The organism is Lentibacillus sp. JNUCC-1 (assembly GCF_009741735.1).
In the GTDB taxonomy this organism is placed as follows: domain Bacteria; phylum Bacillota; class Bacilli; order Bacillales; family Amphibacillaceae; genus Lentibacillus_B.
The window spans coordinates 847,194-865,612 of record NZ_WHOH01000001.1; the positions used below are offsets into that span (position 1 = coordinate 847,194).

Below are 18,419 nucleotides of genomic sequence, written 5' to 3' on the forward strand. Positions count from 1 at the left end.
TTATTTTCGATACGATACTAATTTCTCATTAAGATTTATTGTATCGTGATATATATCCTTATAGATTTCGTATATTTGTTCATATACTTTGGTATTGTAGGGGTTTGGAATGAAAGCTTTTTCTACGCTAATAAACCTGTCTGCGCATTCTTGCAGCGAATTAAACCAACCACATCCGTAAGCTGCCAGCATTGCAGCTCCTAACCCTGGACCCTGGACATTAGAAAGTTTAACAATTTCAGCATCAAAGATATCAGCTTGCATTTGTAACCAAGTATTACTTTGGCTACCTCCGCCTGTTGAGACAATGGATTTAATGGTTTTCCCGTTTTCACGTAAGATATCAATAGTTTCCCGTAGCGAAAACGTAATTCCCTCAACTATCGCTTGAATAAAGTGTTGTTTTGTGTGTGATTTGCTCAATCCTATAAAACTTCCTCGGATCATAGCGCTATTATGTGGGGTTCTCTCACCCACAATGTACGGAGTAAACAATAACCCATCCGAGCCAGGGGAAGATGCATTTATCCCGGATAATAGTTCCTCAAAGGATTCTTCTTTGGCAAACTCTTCTTTGAACCAGTTAAGACTGTCCCCCGCAGCAAGTGTGACACCCATTTTATAATAGCTATTTTCAAGAGCATGATTGAAAAAATGAATGCCTTCTGTAATATTACTATTAAATGTTTTTTCTTCATAAGATAAAATTACTCCAGACGTTCCAATACTGCATAACGTCTTACCATTTTCTAATATACCCGTTCCTATCGCACTACAGGCATTATCTGCTCCACCTGCAAAAACTTTTGTCTTTTCCTTTAATCCGGTTTGATTCGCTATATTTTCAGTGACAGTCCCAGTTTGCGCATGAGAAGCAACTAAAGAGGGACATAAGTTCTGGCTGATATTAAAAGCATTACAAATTTTTTCGCTCCACTTTTTTGTCACAACATCTAACAATAGCGTGCCAGCAGCATCGGAATACTCTGTACACAATTCACCTGTCAATCTGAATCGCACATAATCTTTTGGTAACAAAAACTTATGCGCTTGACTGAAAACCTCTGGTTCATGCTCTTGGACCCAGAGAATTTTCGGTAATGTAAAACCTTCCAGTACAGGATTTTTAATAATATCTTGTAATTCTGTGTTCTTTAATGCTTTACTTATTTCCAGACATTCTTCTGTTGTTCGTGTATCATTCCAAAGAATGGCGTTTCGTAAGACATTATAATGTTTATCCAACAAAACCAAACCATGCATTTGTCCTGAAAAACTTATACCTTCAATTTGGGAGGGAGCCCCTCGGAAGTTCTTTATTATACGCGATATCCCTATGATTGTACTGTTAACCCAATCTTCAGGATCTTGTTCAACAAAGCCGTTTCTCTCTTGCAGAGGAGCATAGTGTACTGATTCTTCACATACCAACTCGCCACTTTCACTCACTAAAAGAATTTTAACGGCACTGGTTCCTATGTCAATACCAATAACATATTTCATTAATTAGGATTCCCCCTTATATTATTTGTTTTGTTACCTCATTTCTTTGACTACATCCGGGGGCGTTTTTCCAGTAACACCTGCTACCAAGTTTTCTGCGGCTCTCATTGCCATATCATCACGTGTTTTCTTAGTAGCAGAGCCTATGTGAGGAAGAGTGACTACGTTATCCATTAACAGCAAAGGGTTATCTTTGTTAATAGGCTCTTGTTCGTAAACGTCTAATCCTGCGCCGCTAATTTTTTTCATTTTCAATGCTTCTATAAGCGCGTTCTCATCTACTGTCTTTCCACGAGAGCAATTGAAGAAGAATGCATCTGTTTTCATAAGTTTGAATTCATTTGCTCCCATAAATTGAAATGTAGAATTTGTTAAGGGAAGCATAAGCAAAACAAAATCGGATTCTCTTAATAAGTTTGTCATGTCTGAATAGCGAACATTGTATTTTTCCTCTACGTCTTTACGACGAGACCTATTATAGTAAAGCACATTCATATTAAACCCTTGTGTTGCTCGCCTAGCAACCTTTTCGCCAATTCTTCCCATTCCTATAATCCCGAGTGTGGCATCATGAACATCTTTTCCAAAGAAATCCTCACTATCCATTTTGTTCCAGTGGCCTTTTTTTACATGGTGATTACATTCACTCAACTTTCTTGCCGTCATCAATATAAGACCAAAGATTGTATCAGCTACCGTTTCATCTAGAACATGAGGAGTATGTGTCCCTAGAACTTTGTGTTTTTTCATAGCTTCAATATCAAAGCCATCATAGCCGACCGCAATATTACTGACGACTTTCAACTTAGGTGCTTGGTCAAGAAATTCATTTGTGATTTCACCTTTTGGAAGCATTAAACCATCTATATCTTTAATCTCTTCAAGCAGCTTTTCTTTTGGAATGGGCGTTTTTTCGTCCCATATCTTATACTCACAATACTCGGCAATATATTTTTCCACGCTTTCAGGAATGGGTTTTGCAATATACACTTTTGGTTTCATAACTATTAAAACACTCCTTTTCTATATGGTTTTATACTCAATTAGTTTTTAGCATTTTTTTATAGGCTTTGGATAATAAAGGTGAAAAAAGAGTTGCTACAGCCACGATTAGTAAAATCAGTGTGATTGGTCTTGTGTAAAAGATACTTAAATCTCCTTGCGACATCACAATAGAACGTCTGAAATTACTTTCCATGATCGGGCCCAAGATCAATCCTAATATAAGTGGGGGCGCAGGAAAACCAGTCCTAATCATGAAATAGCCAACAATTCCCGATATAATCATAACGATTACATCAAAATAGCTATTCCCCAAAGAATAAGAACCAACTACGCATAACACTAAAATTACAGGACTGAGAACAGCTTTTGGTATGAGTAATATCTTCGCGAAAAGACGAATTCCCAATAACCCAAATATCAATAATAATACGTTTGCTAATAGCATTCCGACGAACAAGCTATATACAAGAGGACCATTGTTTTCAAAAAGCATTGGACCTGGTTGAAGCCCTTGAACCATCAGAGCTCCCAGAAGCACTGCTGTAACAGCGTCTCCAGGTATTCCCAATGTTAGTAATGGAATCATTGCTCCACCAGTAACACTGTTATTGGCAGCTTCTGGAGCAGCGACACCTTTTATAGAACCTTCCCCAAATTCTTCTTTGTTTTTTGAGAAGCGTTTCGCCTCATTGTAGGCTACGAAAGCTGTGATGTCCCCACCTGCTCCTGGTATCATACCTATAAATGTACCAATGCCAGCCGATCTAAGTATGGTAATAATTATGGATTTAAATTCTACCCATTTTAATTTAACTTTTTCAACAGATAATTTTAACTTATGTTTTGAAAACACTTCTTCCATTGTTTTAAAAGCTTCTGCAGCTGCAAATAATCCAATCATGACAGGAATAAATTCTACACCGCCAGTTAAATTCATACTCCCGAAAGTAAAACGTGGAAATCCACCGATTGGATCCAATCCTATTGTGGCAATAAGTAAGCCTATAAGACCGGCTATTAATCCTTTTACCATCGACTTTCCTGCAATACTTGAAATAATTGATATACCAAACACCGCTAAAGCAAAGGTCTCAGGTGCACTAAACCTCAATGCAAACTCAGCTAGTTGTGGGGCAACTAAAATTAAAACGATTACACTTAATATGCCCCCTATAGTTGAGGATATAGTGGAAACTGTTAATGCTTTGTGTGCAAAACCTTTTTTTGCCATTGCGTAGCCATCCAATGCAGTGGCTGCAGATGCTGGAGTGCCTGGTGTATTTATCAATATGGCCGTTAAGGACCCACCATAAACTGAACCAAAATATATTCCAATAAGCAGCAATATCCCCACTACCGGCTCCATTCCAAATGTAACTGGCAACATCAACGCTACTCCCATCGTAGCTGTTAAACCAGGTAAAGAACCAATAGCAATACCACCTATTACTCCAAGAATTAAAACACCGAGCACCTCAAAATGCATTACCCCTGTTAAACCATTCAATAGATCGCCCATGATGTCACCTCCTAAGAAAATAATGATCCAATAGGAATGGATACCTTCAATAATTTATCAAATGCAACATAAACAAACGCTACAGTTCCAATCGGTAATAAAAATATGATGATTTTGTTTTTAACTTTTGAAAATAACAGCAACCCTAATATGGTGAAAACTGTAGCTAAATAAAAACCAACTAATGGTATAACAATTATATATAAAAGAACGATAACCATTGTGCCAAGTGCATATTTCATTGTATTCTTTTTCTCATCTTTTTTCGATTTGTCTCTATATGTCTGTACCAATAAAATAAAACCTAGTACAATAAGTAAACCGCAATAGACTCTTGGCATAAATTCTGCACCAATTAATTGGTTCCCTAATTTTTTGAAACTAAATGTCAGTGTATAAAAGAAGACACCAATAACGATCGTAATAATACCACTAATATAGTTTGACAGCTTCATTTTTGTTCACTCCCTATAAAAGAGAGAGAGAACTCTGTTATACACGAAGTTCTCTCGCTCCATATGAACATTACATATTTACAACCTTAATCTAAATCTAAATCTGAAATGATCTCACCATATAACTCTTGATTTTGTTGCATGTATTCACCAAATTCTTCTGAACCTTGTATTTTCAAACCTAAACCATTTTTGTCCATAAAATCTTTGAATTCTTCTTCTTCTGCTGCCTTAAGAAAACCATCTTCCAGTTTAGCTACTATGTCATCAGGTGTTTCTTTAGGCACAGTTAACCCTCTCCAAGTACCTATTGGAGCTGCATCTAACCCAGCTTCAGATACTGTTGGAACATCTGGAGCCATATCAGATTTTTCATCAGACATTACGGCTAACATTTTTAATTTCCCTGCATCTATTTGTGATTTAACTTCAGCAGGACTTACTGTTACCGCATCTATGTGACCACCGACCAAAGCAGTTACCGCTGGTGCTGCACCATCATGAGGCACGTGGTTTAATTCAATCCCTGCTGCTTCTTCAAGGTTAGCTGCGGCTATATGCCATATTGATCCTGGTCCAGAGTTACCTACTGAAATTTCACCCGGATGTTCTTTAGCATATGAAATAAACTCTTCCAAAGTATCATACGGTGCATCAGCAGGAACAGTTAATGCTGCCGGGTCAAAGTTAATAAGACCAATTGGTTTAAAATCTTGTGGTGTTAGAGGGGATAGACCTAAATGCTCAAACATAGTCAGCTCTACAAAAACCATCGTAACAGTATAACCGTCTGGCTTAGAGTTAGCTCCCTCTGTCATACCGACTGAACCGCTTCCGCCAGTTTTATTAACTACACCTATAGAAGTCCCTAAGTGATCCTCTGCTAAAGGAGCCAAAGCTCTAGCTGCAGCATCTGTCCCGCCCCCTGCAGCTGTTGGTACAATGAGTTCTATTTCTTTCTTAGGAAAATCTTCATTCGCATTATCAGCGGAACCTGAATTGCCCGAACCAGCATCCTCATTTTCACTGTTTCCGCTGCATCCCGATATTGTAAGCACCAGAACCGTCATCAGAATTAAACCTAATAGTTTTGTAAACTTGCTCATTCTTATACACTCTCCTCATTGTTTAATCGCTTTCATTTTGTATGCAAAGTTATATATTCAGAAGCGATATCCCTTGCACCTTCCACCAAAGAATGTTCCACCTGCTCATCAGTTGCCTCTATTACTTCTTTTGCGATAGAAATGGCGCTAAGTAAATGCACAAACGCTTCACGGAGGGGATTAGACCCGCCAACAATTATCCATTGAAGATTTGCGTCTTTTATAGAGTCAGATAGTGTTTTAATATCATCATGAAGAATCGCCCCTACAAAGTAATTCGCTCTGTCATTCTTACTTAGTTCTGAAAACAAGTCGATTAACCTTATATGGTAAAGGGTTCTTGTGAGCCCGTATTTCCGAGTAGATTCGAAACCTTTTTTCAGCATATCAGTATTGACTTCTTGGACTAAAGAACTATCTAACGAGTTTGATAAAATTGTTTCTTTTTGAAGAGCTTGCAATACTTCTCCTCCCAACGTGGAAATAGAAGAAGTTAACGATTTATGTTCATCTACAATTACATATTTTGTATGTGACCCCGGAAGAACAATTAAACCGCTGCCTTGCACATCAATTTGTTTAAGCAAACCAAAAGATTCTACTTCCTCCCCACGCATTACATCGTGATCGTTCAATATATCCAAAAAACCCTTATTATCATCTGGGACATTGTTAGTCATGCCCGGAACAAAAATACACGGGATATTATAGAAGTCATTCAAATTAACAACAACGGAATGCTTCACAAAGTCCTGTAAACTTGCTGGACTTAAGATATGAGGGACCTCATATATGCCTAGATTAGAAGTAATCATTCCTGATGCGACAATATAGCTAATACTGTTAGCATTTAAGTTGTTATTTGTTAATAATGCATTTATACCTTTTGTCAGCTGCTTTTTCAGGTTGTTATTATTTCCTTCTATAGCGGTATTTCTTACACCTACTTTAATCTTTAAGATATCAATTACTTCATTTTGACTCTTATCCACTAAACGAAGTCTAGAATTGGTTGTACCAGAGTCAATTAAAATCATCTTCATTTTCACACCACTTCTCTAATACTTGCTTTAAAGATTAAATTCTCCTGCTAGTTCTACAAAACGCTTAGCTTTCTCCTCGATATTTATAAAGTCTTTATCATAAACCGATTGGTTGTCGACTAAAGAGCTTCCTATACCCAAGGAACAGCAACCCGCTTTTAGAAATTCACGAGCATTACTTAAAGAAACCCCTCCTACCGCCATTATTTCCAGTTGATTTAAAGGAGCCTTTATATCGGAAATATAAGAAGGACCAAGAGCACGAACCGGGAATACTTTAATCATTCGCGCGCCATGTTCATGAGCAGTTAAAGCTTCTGTTGGGGTTAAAACACCTGGCACACACAGAACATTATAGCGAGTAGCCAATTTCAAAGTATCAATGTTTAAGGTTGGAGCTAGTAAAAAGTCAGCACCCGCTAATATAGCATTCCTAGCAGTCTCAGGATCCAATACAGTACCAGCCCCTACTATTAAGTCAGGAAAAGATTTACTTATATTTTCAATGCCTTCGATAGCACCTGGGGTGTTCATTGTAATTTCAACAATTCTTATACCACCCTTATAGAGACTCTCTACAGTTGCTTCAAGCTCATCTGCAGAGTTTCCTCTAATAATAGAAACGATTTTTTCTTTCTTTATTTGGTTTATTACTGAATCCATATATTCACCCCCCTTTATTTTAGACAACACCCACGTTCCTCATTAGGGAACATCGTTCCATATTGTGTTATTAAAAGTATATTAAAATATAAAAGCGCTGTCAATCATCTGAACCAAGTAATTTAGAAATAGACGCACACACCTCTACAACGTCTTTAGCTATTTGCTGCAACTTTTCTTCGTCTATCCGCATAGTAGGTCCTGCCACGCTAATTCCTGCCACTACTTGATTATTGTGATTAAGTATTGGAGAAGCAGCACAGGTTATTCCTAACTCATGTTCTTCATCGTCAATAGAGTAACCTTTTCTTCTAATTACATCAATTTCAGATAACATTTTTTCTTTAGTTACAATGGTCTTATCTGTGAATTTTTTCAACCCAACACCGTTAATCACTTCTTTAATCTTCTCATCAGATTGAAAAGCAAGAATAGCCTTACCTACCCCAGTACAATGAAGTGGAGCTGTTTTTCCAACGTTCGAAAACATTCGGATTGTTTTTGGGCTTTCTATTTTATCTATGTAAACCACCCTATTTTCCTCCATTATAGCGAGGTGAGCAGTTTCACCTGTGGATTGTGACAGACTGCGCAGATAAGGAGCAGAAAGTTCTCTGATATTGAGTTGTTCCAAGACTTTTTGCCCTAAATGGATAAGTTTATGCCCTAATAGATATAACTCGGTTTGTTCATCTTGTTTAATGTACCCCTGGTTTTTAAGTGAAGTTAACAATCGATAAGATGTACTCTTCGAAACCTCAAGTCGACGTGACAATTCTGTTACACCTAGTCCTTTGGGATACCCCTGTAAAATATCCATTATCTTTAATGCGCGATCCACAGATTGTATAGAAGTTGTATTCTTCACCATTTCATCTCCCTTCACCTTTAGTATTTCATTAATTATTCTTTTAGACTTACTTGTAAAGACTTCAAAAATTCTCTTGCATTTTTCTCTTGCAATTCAGCATCATTACTACTCACGCTTCTAACCTCAACCGAAATTCGCAAATCTCTTTGACTTAAGATTTTTGTTCCCTTCATTTTTTTCAATATTAAAGTTGCCTTTTCTAATGTCATAAAACCCGGTTCTCCTAGAGGAATATGGTAATCTCCATACCATTTATGTTTAGAATTTAGCACTGCATTAGATAAATGAAGTTGACTAATGTGCATATCAGCTATTTCAAGAGAATGTTCGATATTTTCGCCATTAAGAGCTGCATGAGCTGTATCGTATGCCAGTCCAATATTTGGATAAGATTGTTTAACTTGGCTTATAATTTTTACAGCTTCCTCAGTCGGACCAATGAACTTCTTTTTATGCACATGTCTATCAAGTGGCTCAATCAGGACCTCTAGACCAAAATCGCCAGCATATGAGCATATATCGCAAAGACTGTTATATAAACTTTCAGCTGCTTTTTCTTTAAGATGCACCTTTGGATTTGGACCGGTAATGAGTGCAATATACCCTGCACCTGATTCAACAGCTGCAGGGATGTGCTTTTTAATTCTTTCTGTAGCATATACTCTCTCTGATGAATCTACCGCTGATATATCTAAACCTTCATTAGTAATTAATGCTGTCATCCACTGCACGACTGAGAAGTTTGCTGAAGCAGTAGCTTCTTTCACTCTTTGTCTATCTACCGAATTGTTAATAACTGGGATCTCTACACCTTTATAAAAGCCTTCTTCAGCAAACTGTTCAATTTTACCTGCTAAAAAACCCTTCTTATCTGCGTCAGGAAAATATAACTCTGGCAACAGAATAGTGGGTTTAAACGTATTATGTTCTACCATTGTTAGCCACCTTTATTTTAAATTCATGGATACATAATCACTTATATCTTTTATTGCTTCATCCGGGTTTGAAGAGGACTGTTCTGTCTCTTCTTCTACCATAATCCAACCATGGTATCCAGACCCACGTAGCATCTTTACAATTTCAGGGAAATCAATATCACCCGTCCCCATTTTCCTCCATTCACCTGTGATAGAGGCATCTTTAAAATGTACATGCTTAATATACGGCAGGTATTGCTTAAATATTTCTAGTACATCCATGCCCCCCATAGAAATATGGCCAGCATCTGGTGTGTAGCCAATAAATTTCATGTCTAATCCTTCAAAAAGTATTTTATAATCTTCTTCTGTTCTAAACGCTGATCCATCGGGTGAACTAGGATGAAACGAACATAACACACCCTGTTCAAAGGCCCTTTTCGCTAATGAATTTGCACAACTAATAATATTTCTCTGTTTATTTATTAAATTATTCCGATCCTTAAAGGTCCTTGGAGCAACATTTAGAAGAGCCCCCGGAAAATGCTTTATGTATTCCATATAATAGTTCGCCAACTCACGTTCCTCTTTAGTTTCTTCGTTATGCAACCAGCTAAAGGGAACAGTTAGTGCCGCTAATTGAAGCCCTCGTTTATCCAGTTCTTCTTTGAGAGATTCAGGGCTTTCTGCAAAACGACCTAACAAAGAAATCTGTACATCAATGCCCTGAAACCCGGCATTTTCCACAACATCCATAATATGCGGTAGATAGTCTGTTTTTTTGTCATAATCAAGTTCCCATGTTGAACCATGGCATCCAAACTTAATATTCATATAATAATATCTCCTTTATAATGTTTCTTATAGTGGAACTGCGTTTCGTTACTATTATAAAACTAAAAGAAAGCGATGTCAAATGACAGACAAGTTCCGCTCACACTAAAAAACAGTGAGGAAACAGATCCCTGCTATTCAATTTAAAAATGTATAGTCTAAATTTATATAGTCTGCCAGTCCAGTTAATGAGAGGAATCCCAAAATAGATCCTATATACCTAGTGAAATAACAGAGGATTGAATTCGAAGTAATTTTACAGAGCGATAACAAATAAGGAATTGTTCTTATTCATGATCGAGTAGGAGGGGGTGACTAACCCCCGACCTCTCACACCACCGTACGTACGGTTCCGTATACGGCGGTTTCATTTAAGTCCAACGCAACGTTTGATATCGTTTAAGCAGACTCTTAAGCCCTTGGATTGACCAGTATTGGTCACCAAGGGCTTTATGCAAGATGGGGCTTTTGGCAATCCGCCAATAAGCCTTTCTTGTGTTGGCCCATTCCCACGCTTTCTCTTTCTTCACGCCGTATTTCACAAGATTCTTGTACTTCGTTTTGACTAGCTTCCATTCTTTCCACCTAATCATTCGCAGTCTTCTTCGAATCCAGGCATCCAGTTTGTTGAATGTGGTTGGCGTTTCTGCCAGTTGATAATAACCAAGCCAGCCCACCAAATATCGATTGAGTTTCTCGATTCTATCTGTCATATTCATGGATTTTCTTCTGGATGTAAGAGCCCGGACACGTTGTTTGAAGCGTTTGATACTCTCTTTGGGTATCCGGATTTTCGGGTGATCTTTGTGAAACGTGAAGGAAAACCCCAGAAATTTACGTCTCCATGGGCGATCCACCGCACTTTTCTCTACGTTGACCTTCAGCTTGAGTTTACTTTCAATAAATTGTGTAATATTTTCCATTACACGCAACCCTGCACGTCTTGATTTGACGTATATATTACAGTCGTCCGCATAGCGGACGAAACGGAGTCCTCTTTTCTCCAATTCCTTGTCCAACTCATCTAAGACGATATTGGAAAGTAGTGGACTGAGCGGACCACCTTGCGGAGCTCCTTCTGTATTAGGACGCACTAAACCCTCTTCCATAATACCTGCCTGCAGGTATCTTCGAATCAGCTTCAATAGATGTGGGTCCTCAATACGTTTGTTCAATGTGCGCATCAAACGATCGTGGTTGACTTTATCGAAGAATTTCTCTAGGTCCATGTCAACGACCCAACGGTAGCCTTCTTTCATGTATTGCCTTGCTTCTCTTACGGCATCATGTCCTCGCTTGTTTGGTCTAAATCCATAACTGTGTTTCGAGAACGTTGAGTCGTATTCTTCAGTGAGAACTTGTGCAATTGCTTGTTGGATGAATCTATCCAACACGGTTGGGATGCCTAACTTCCTCTTCCCGCCGTTTGGTTTCGGGATTTCGACACGACGGACAGGTTGAGGACGATAAGACCCCTCTTGGATTTCTTTTCGCAGGCTTGTCCAATGTTTCATGACATGCGCTCGTAGGTTTTGTACGGGCATTCCATCTACACCATGACTGCCTTTATTACGTTCAACGCGTTTTAGTGCGTTTATTAAGTTTTCCCGTGATAGAATTCGATCCAACATGATATCCAACTCCTGCGTGAATTGTTCTCTCCTCTTGTGTGGCAATCACTTTCAGCCCTTCTAATGTCCCCCACGGAATTCACCGTTTCCTCCATTAGGAAGGATATATGTTTCTGCTTCATCAAGTGTTGCGTACGCGAAGCGACAATTCTCCTTAAATGATTCAGCCCTTCATGGGAACTCTAGATATCCCCATTACTATGGCGTCTGCTGACTTCTGACAGTTCAGTGAGTACTTACGTACTCAGTTACACAATGGGTTGTGCATTTCTGCCAGACCTCCCAGGGTAAGCACACACCCTTCCTCCCCATGTCCCCGCTTCATCTACTTTATGCACCCTTTGGCAGTATGGGTTTTGGCTTGTTGTGCAGCCTCGTCCAAGTACATCTAGCCTTATGAAGTTCGTGTTCCTCGGGGCGGAGATTTGCCGCAGACTTCCTTCAGATTCCAGATTTCTCTGGACACCCTTGTCCTTGGCTAATCGCTACTACTGCCTTCACGATTCGGGACTTTAACCCTATAGAGTGTGCGCATGCCTGGCACACGCATAAAAAGACTCTGGTACGAGATGATCCGTACCAGAGTCTTTAAAATATACCGCGTATTAACGAAGTAACTGAAGTACTCCCTGTGGTTGTTGGTTGGCTTGCTTTGCCGCTATGTCTTTCGATCATAGAATAGACTATATCTTCACCCGTGTTAGTGGGGCTGGGCACTTCGGTTGATATTGGTCAACCTACGAATCTCATTGCCGTGGCTTGTGCGTTAGGCAGTGCATTCTAGTCGTTGAACCTTCGCCAGGTTTTCACCTGAGGCGCTTGGCTGCTGATTGTCCATTGTGACATTGCCTTGTTTTTCAAACCATCACGTCTGCCGTTTCCAGCTGCGTTGTGGTACAAGACACTTTAGGAGGTCCCAGCAATTCACCCAGTTATGATCCAGTCCGTTACCAGGCTGGACGCCCGTTCACAACGTTACCGAAGAAGTTGTAGTACTCCTTGAGGACTTTGTTGTGCTTGAGCTAGCATTGATTGTGCCGCTTGTGAAAGGATGTTGTTCTTAGTGAAGTTCATCATTTCTTTCGCCATCGTGCGAACATTTACTTTCATAAATGACCAGACTATATCTTCACCCTTCGAATGCTTGCTTGACCATTCGTGTTGGGGCCGGGCACTTCGGTTGCTGAAAGTGTTGCGGCTGCTTTCAGTTCCCTACGGATTTCATCACCATGTCTGTTTGAGTTAGGTGGACTATCCTAGTCGTTGAACCTTCGCCAGGCTTTCGCCACAGGCGCTTGGCTGCTGATTGCCCAATCTCGTCTTTTCTTAGAACCATCACGTTTGCCGTTTCCAGCTGCGTTGTGGTAAGACAAGCTTAAGGGGTTTCCAGCAATTCACCCGGTTATCATCACTGACCGTTCCCAGCCAGGACGACTGTGACTGTTGTTGCCTGTTTAAGCGGCAACTAAGTCATAATCTACGTCGCGGATACGTGATTCAGCGGCGGTTAGGTTTTCAGCTGATGCACCAAGGTTGTTGATTGTGTGGTCTAAGCGGTTTTGAACAGCACCGAGCTTCGACCGTTCTGCGGATACAGTGTCAATAGCTGATTGAATGGTTGTAATTGCTTTGTCAGCATCTGCTTGTTCACCAATGTATATACCACCTGTTGCTTCAAGATCAAGCTTACCAGAGGTAGCGCTATTAGCCACGCTTACTGATCCGTTTTTAACAGCGTTGGTAAAGGTAACCTCTTTTGGACTTGTCTCAGCTACCTTTGCATCCTTCAAATCACTAACGGGAGCATTTAAATCCGTATATGTTTTACCATCTTTACTTACAGCAACAAAATTCCCATCATTGTCTTTAAGTGCGTATTTAGCGTCTTCAACACCAACACCAGCTTCAGTACCATCATCCATAATATCTGTCGCTTTAAAGCTTACAACAGAATAGGTATTTCCAGCTTCTAATTCCCCTGATTCTTGTTCCGCTACTTTTTCAACGAAACCAGCTTTAAGACTATCCGCACCCATATCATCAATTGCAACACTTAGATTCTGGCCTTGATTTGCTCCAACATGAAATGTAGCTTCAAAGTCCCCAGTCAGTAAATCTTTTTCGTTAAACTGAGTGTCCTTTGAAATATCTGTTAGTGCACTTGCAAGCTGATCAACCTCTTTTTGAAGCTCAGCACGGTCTGTATCAGTATTCGTATCGTTCGAACTCTGAACTGCCAACTCCCGCATTCTCTGAAGAATTGCATGAGTCTCATTCAAAGCACCTTCAGCAGTCTGTATAAGAGAAATCAATTCTGTTATCGCATCGGTATTTAACCCGCTGCTTCTTTATGTTTCCATAAAGTTCAGATCATATCTTCATCCGCTTGGGATGCTCCGCGCTCGTGGGTAGGTTATTGGTTTTGAATCCTCACTACCTGATCGTTACACCTTCCTGGTTACATGTTACTCTCAATTCACCAGGCTTGGCTCGGTATTGCCCACCATTCGCACTGCTAGGCGTGGTTTGGGGTTCCACCGAATTCACGGAGTTGTCATCTAAACATTTCTGCTTAGAGCGGCATTTCCAGTCTACCGTCTTGTGCGTTCTTAGACGCCATTTCCAAACCTTTAATCTGCCCACGCATTTTTTCAGAGATCGCCAAACCTGCTGCGTCATCCCCGGCACGGTTAATCTGAAGACCTGAAGAAAGCTTTTCCAATGAACCTTGTACTGCGTTGTTGTTGGCACCCAACTGACGATGTGTGTTAAGTGCTGAAATGTTGTGATTGATAATCATGATCAATCTACCTCCATGTTTTGTATTTTCGGGTCACGTCCTTGTGTCCCGTGTATAACAACTTCCTGTTAAGAAGTTATTAACCAATGTATGTGCCTCGCCAATGAGGCTGCCCCCGTGTGGTGTGCGGTTGTGCACGAGATCCGCGTCTAAGCATGTCCGGCCAAAACATACTGCCACGATGAGGACCTATTACTATTATCGGCTGGTTGGAAATATGTTTAAGCTTTTTTGAAAAAAGTTTTTATTTCTCTCTAAAACTTCAAACGTAAGCTACCTTAACCGATAATATCCATATAAGCCACACAACATCAGGGAGTGTTTCAAATGCCAAAATCAAATGAAAAACAGCTTATGCAAGTTCATAATATCCTCCAGACACTGCTCGAGGCCTCGGAGCATTTTCATAAACTCATTAAAGCCAAAGAAGTGAATCAAAGCATCTTTATTTTCAGTTCTATTGTGGAAGGCCTGGGAGCGTTGGGAAACGTCCCTGAAGGTCTTGATAAACAAGACTGGTCCAGCCACAAAGGAAAAGTGGAACAGTATCTTCTTCAAATAGCCAAGCTTTTAGAACAAGGACAATTTCTTAAAATCAGTGAGATCCTGCAATTTTCATTCATTCCGTTTTTAAAAAAGATGCTCAAACAAACGGAAGCTGTCACTCAACAGTCGGAAAACAAAACCTATACGATCGGTGTGTTTTCACCACAACGCAATCCGCGGGACTTTTATACAAAGGAACGTTTGGAGGCCATGTTGAATGAAAGTGAAAAGCAAGATACAAAACTCATCTTTTTTACGTCCAAAGATGTTGACCTTGAGCATAAAACCATTTCAGCGGATGTTTTCACAAAGGGGGAATGGCAACAGGTTAAAGCATCTTACCCTGATGTCATCAACAATGTAGGCGGTGGCCGACGTACAAGGGTGGACAGACGCTTGCGACGGGAAGTGCCGTTTACAAGTTTTTTCGTAGGCAACAAATTCTTTCTTCCAAAACGCATGGTGCAATATCGTAAATATGCGGAACTGCTCGTACCGTTTAAACTCTGCCTTCATGAAATAGACATTCATGATTTTCTGGAAGAGAATAACAGTGTTGTCTTCAAAGCCCTTTCCAGCAACAGAGGGGAAAACATTTATTTTGTCACGAAAAAAGGCAGCCGTTATACCATTTTGGCTCATAAAAAAGAACATATTTTAAGTGAAGATGCTTTCAATAAATGGGTGCAAAACACGATTTTAAAGGAAAAAGGCAGCTTCATTGTTCAACGTTACATTCACACTAGAACGAAAGCTGACGAGCCATACCACATTCGGGCACATGTTCAGAAGAATGGTGACGGTGAATGGGTGCTGACCCATATCTATCCACGCGTTGGGAATAAGAAAAGTAATCTGAGCAACGTGGCCACGGACGGGCGTGTGGAAGATCTTCATGACTTTATGCAACAAGAATATGGTGACAAAGGTGAGATGTATGAGCAGGATATATTGCGGTTGTCCATGGAGCTTGCTCATTACCTTGACAAACTGCACAACCTTGCGTTAGATGAACTCGGAATCGATTTGGCCATTGACGAAAATGGTCGCTACTGGATGCATGAGGCCAATAACGGCCCACAAACCGCATACCATGAAGAAAAGCGGGCTGTCAATACGATCGCTTATGCCAAATACATTGCCAAAAACGGGATCTACCATTCAGATTTCCTGGGGCAAACAACTGGCGGCCGTTTTCAAGCCAGGACAAGCCAACTACCCTTTGCGGACACTGGTAAGCAAGCGGTAATCGGTATTCTAATGGGAAGAATTGCAGATGACAATCTCAGTGTTGCTATTGCAAAGTCTGCATTGAACCTGGGAATATCACTTTTCGCTTTTACGCCAAAGGATTTAGACATGGACGAAATGCTGATAAAAGGTCATTTTTACGAAGACGGAAAATGGGTCCCGAAAATTGTTGCATATCCGGATGTTGTGATTGACCGGCTTAAGCTGCGCGGTGATCATAATGCTGAGTGGGTTTATGAGGAATTGGAGGACATTCAATTTACAAACGAATGGCCGGGAAGACGTTATTCGCGGTCCCAGATTCTGGACAAGCTTCAAACTTCAGGTTTGCTGACAGATGTTTTACCGAGTTCCCATCAAGTCACCAAACCGAGAGATATTTTCCGAGAGCTTGAAAAGCATGGCAAAGTTCTTTTGGTGCCAGAAACCGGCCCTCTTTCAAACGGATCTACAATCAATCAGACTGAAGACGGAAAATACCAGATGAATTCCGACAAAGCATATAGCGAACTGCCGCTGAGGAATAAGTTAAAGGACATTTTAGAAAGAGAAAAGATGATTGTCTTTGGAGATCAACGTAAAAAATTTAATGAAGATGAGACCTTTACAATTTGTACGAATTTGATAAGAGTTGATGATGGCTGGGAGAGCGTGAACGAATACGCGGATATCAAATCTTTAGAAACAGGTGGTAGCTTTCGCGAGGACTTACAGGAATGTTTAATTAAACATTTCGGGGAAGCCGCTGCTACGGAAATTATGAGTGAAGCAAAACACCTAGCAGTTAATGTAGCTGATGCACTTAAATATGCTTTCGGTGATCTGATTTCAGAAGTAAGCATCGTTATGGGCGTTGTTGAGAACTATGGACTGCATTTAATAGATGTTAATCCTAATGGTCCAGAGCATGTTTATGATGCCGAGGTAGTGGCTGAGAAGATGGTTGAAAGTGCTAGCCGATGTTTGAAACAAAGAGTTTAGGTTCATTCGTTTAAAATCTACTCGACTATTAAACCAATAATATAAGATCCTCCTACAATTGCGGGGATCTTATATTATATTCTTAAACCAGTTTCACCTATAAATAACAAAGGAGCGTATCAACAATGGAAAATGAAACCTGCCCAAAATGCGGGTCCGAACTCGTAGAAGACGCCTGGGAAGATCTATCCCTACAGAACAGCAACATAATAATCGACACCTACCCTGCTTACGTCTGCAAAAATCACTGTGGTTACGTCGAAAAAATCAATAGCACAAACGAAAGCCTTCACGATCACGTAGAGAAACCAAATCTATTCACATATGCAACGAGGGAACTATCACAGGATGCGTTTCTTTGCTGGTTAATGGCATGGGCAGATCCTGTTTTTCAGAAAACAGATGCGCCTTTACACAGAGCGGCCATTAATTTTATATCTGCTATCTTCAATAAGCATGCTCAAGACGCTCCAGAAATTGAAACGATCAAAATCAAACGTCAACACGAAGATCTTGATGTGCTCGCCATTATTAATCAGAATTATGCCATATTAATCGAAGACAAAATCAAAACTAAAAATCATTCACGACAGCTTTATCGGTATCGGGAAGCCATAGAAAAATATAATCCCGACCTCATTCAATTACCTATCTATTACAAAACGTACGACCAAAGCCATTATCGTTCCGTTATAAAGGCTGGGTACGCCCCATTTACGCGAAAAGATATGCTGCCTGTTTTAATACAGGGTAAAGAGGACGACGTGACGAACCCTATTTTTCTGGACTACTTACGTCATCTGAAAAAATTGGAACTTGCTGTATCAGCCTACCTGACAAAACCTGTATCCGAGTGGGATGGTCGGTGCTGGGAGGGATTTTACCAAGCCCTTCAAAAAGATATTGATGGAAATTGGAAATATGTACATAACAAATCTGGCGGTTTCCAGGCTTTCTGGTGGTCTTCCAATTTGGGTGATGAATTTTATCCGCAGCTGGAACAAGATAAGCTTTGCATTAAAATAAAAGCTGGAAATAGCGATAATAAACGTCAGCTTCGGAAAGAGAGGATGAAACAAGTATTACAGTTATCTGATGAAAAAGAACTGAATCTAAAGAGACCTTCGAGACTTGGAACGGGAAAAACGATGACATTTGCTGAAAATTCAGATTATATGCAGTTTAAAGCTGATGGAATGGTCGATGTCGAGGGCACCGCAGAATGGTTGAAAAGATACTAAGTCAATAATACACCCCCTCTTATCTTGATAAGAAGGGGGATACCTAATTTCGT

Annotated in this window: 14 protein-coding genes and 3 pseudogenes; 2 read left to right on the forward strand and 15 right to left on the reverse strand. The window is 40.1% G+C overall.

Features of this window, described 5'->3' with window-relative positions; genetic code table 11:
* The 15 genes and pseudogenes from xylB to JNUCC1_RS04055 form a co-directional block, all read right to left on the reverse strand.
* On the reverse strand, positions 1-1,503 hold the full coding sequence (xylB, locus tag JNUCC1_RS03985) for a xylulokinase (protein ID WP_156644244.1): 1,503 nt from the start codon (positions 1,501-1,503) through the stop codon (positions 1-3).
* Positions 1,504-1,536: 33 nt separating this feature from the next.
* A complete protein-coding gene (locus JNUCC1_RS03990) occupies positions 1,537-2,505 on the reverse strand; it encodes a 2-hydroxyacid dehydrogenase (protein ID WP_156644245.1) in 969 nt (322 codons plus the stop codon).
* A gap of 37 nt (positions 2,506-2,542) precedes the next feature.
* Positions 2,543-4,027 carry a tripartite tricarboxylate transporter permease gene (locus JNUCC1_RS03995; RefSeq protein WP_156644246.1) on the reverse strand — a complete coding sequence of 495 codons (1,485 nt, stop codon included), beginning with the start codon at positions 4,025-4,027 and terminating at the stop codon, positions 2,543-2,545.
* Positions 4,028-4,038: 11 nt separating this feature from the next.
* Positions 4,039-4,482, reverse strand: a complete 444-nt coding sequence (locus tag JNUCC1_RS04000; protein WP_156644247.1) for a tripartite tricarboxylate transporter TctB family protein — start codon at positions 4,480-4,482, stop codon at positions 4,039-4,041.
* Between the two features lie 86 nt (positions 4,483-4,568).
* Positions 4,569-5,588: a tripartite tricarboxylate transporter substrate binding protein gene (locus JNUCC1_RS04005; protein ID WP_156644248.1), complete on the reverse strand. Its 1,020-nt coding sequence runs from the start codon at positions 5,586-5,588 to the stop codon at positions 4,569-4,571.
* Positions 5,589-5,620: 32 nt separating this feature from the next.
* Positions 5,621-6,631: a 2-dehydro-3-deoxygalactonokinase gene (locus JNUCC1_RS04010; RefSeq protein WP_156644249.1), complete on the reverse strand. Its 1,011-nt coding sequence runs from the start codon at positions 6,629-6,631 to the stop codon at positions 5,621-5,623.
* Positions 6,632-6,658: 27 nt separating this feature from the next.
* A complete protein-coding gene (locus JNUCC1_RS04015; RefSeq protein WP_156644250.1) occupies positions 6,659-7,294 on the reverse strand; it encodes a bifunctional 4-hydroxy-2-oxoglutarate aldolase/2-dehydro-3-deoxy-phosphogluconate aldolase in 636 nt (211 codons plus the stop codon).
* Between the two features lie 100 nt (positions 7,295-7,394).
* Positions 7,395-8,165, reverse strand: coding sequence for an IclR family transcriptional regulator (locus tag JNUCC1_RS04020; RefSeq protein ID WP_156644251.1), 771 nt, complete (start codon positions 8,163-8,165; stop codon positions 7,395-7,397).
* Positions 8,166-8,197: 32 nt separating this feature from the next.
* Complete coding sequence (locus JNUCC1_RS04025) at positions 8,198-9,100, reverse strand: sugar phosphate isomerase/epimerase family protein (RefSeq protein WP_156644252.1); 903 nt, start codon at positions 9,098-9,100, stop codon at positions 8,198-8,200.
* A gap of 12 nt (positions 9,101-9,112) precedes the next feature.
* The gene (locus tag JNUCC1_RS04030; protein WP_156644253.1) at positions 9,113-9,916 is read right to left on the reverse strand and encodes a sugar phosphate isomerase/epimerase family protein; all 804 of its coding nucleotides are present in this window, start codon (positions 9,914-9,916) and stop codon (positions 9,113-9,115) included.
* Between the two features lie 371 nt (positions 9,917-10,287).
* A complete protein-coding gene (gene ltrA, locus JNUCC1_RS04035; RefSeq protein WP_156643749.1) occupies positions 10,288-11,547 on the reverse strand; it encodes a group II intron reverse transcriptase/maturase in 1,260 nt (419 codons plus the stop codon).
* A 975-nt stretch (positions 11,548-12,522) separates the two neighbouring features.
* Entirely contained in the window at positions 12,523-12,657 is a 135-nt protein-coding gene (locus tag JNUCC1_RS04040; RefSeq protein WP_156644254.1) for a flagellin, read from the reverse strand.
* A gap of 365 nt (positions 12,658-13,022) precedes the next feature.
* Positions 13,023-13,193, reverse strand: a pseudogene (locus tag JNUCC1_RS19450) (flagellin); the annotation flags it as partial.
* A gap of 513 nt (positions 13,194-13,706) precedes the next feature.
* Positions 13,707-13,859: pseudogene (locus tag JNUCC1_RS19455) on the reverse strand (flagellin N-terminal helical domain-containing protein); the annotation flags it as partial.
* 281 nt (positions 13,860-14,140) lie between these two features.
* Positions 14,141-14,347 (reverse strand): annotated as a pseudogene (locus tag JNUCC1_RS04055) (flagellin N-terminal helical domain-containing protein); the annotation flags it as partial.
* Between the two features lie 327 nt (positions 14,348-14,674).
* Here JNUCC1_RS04055 and JNUCC1_RS04060 point away from each other — a divergent pair.
* Together JNUCC1_RS04060 and JNUCC1_RS04065 are read left to right on the forward strand one after the other, a co-directional pair.
* A complete protein-coding gene (locus tag JNUCC1_RS04060) occupies positions 14,675-17,125 on the forward strand; it encodes a YheC/YheD family protein (RefSeq protein ID WP_156644255.1) in 2,451 nt (816 codons plus the stop codon).
* Positions 17,126-17,493: 368 nt separating this feature from the next.
* Positions 17,494-18,366 carry a PD-(D/E)XK nuclease family protein gene (locus JNUCC1_RS04065; protein ID WP_231746973.1) on the forward strand — a complete coding sequence of 291 codons (873 nt, stop codon included), beginning with the start codon at positions 17,494-17,496 and terminating at the stop codon, positions 18,364-18,366.
* Positions 18,367-18,419 lie beyond the last annotated feature (53 nt).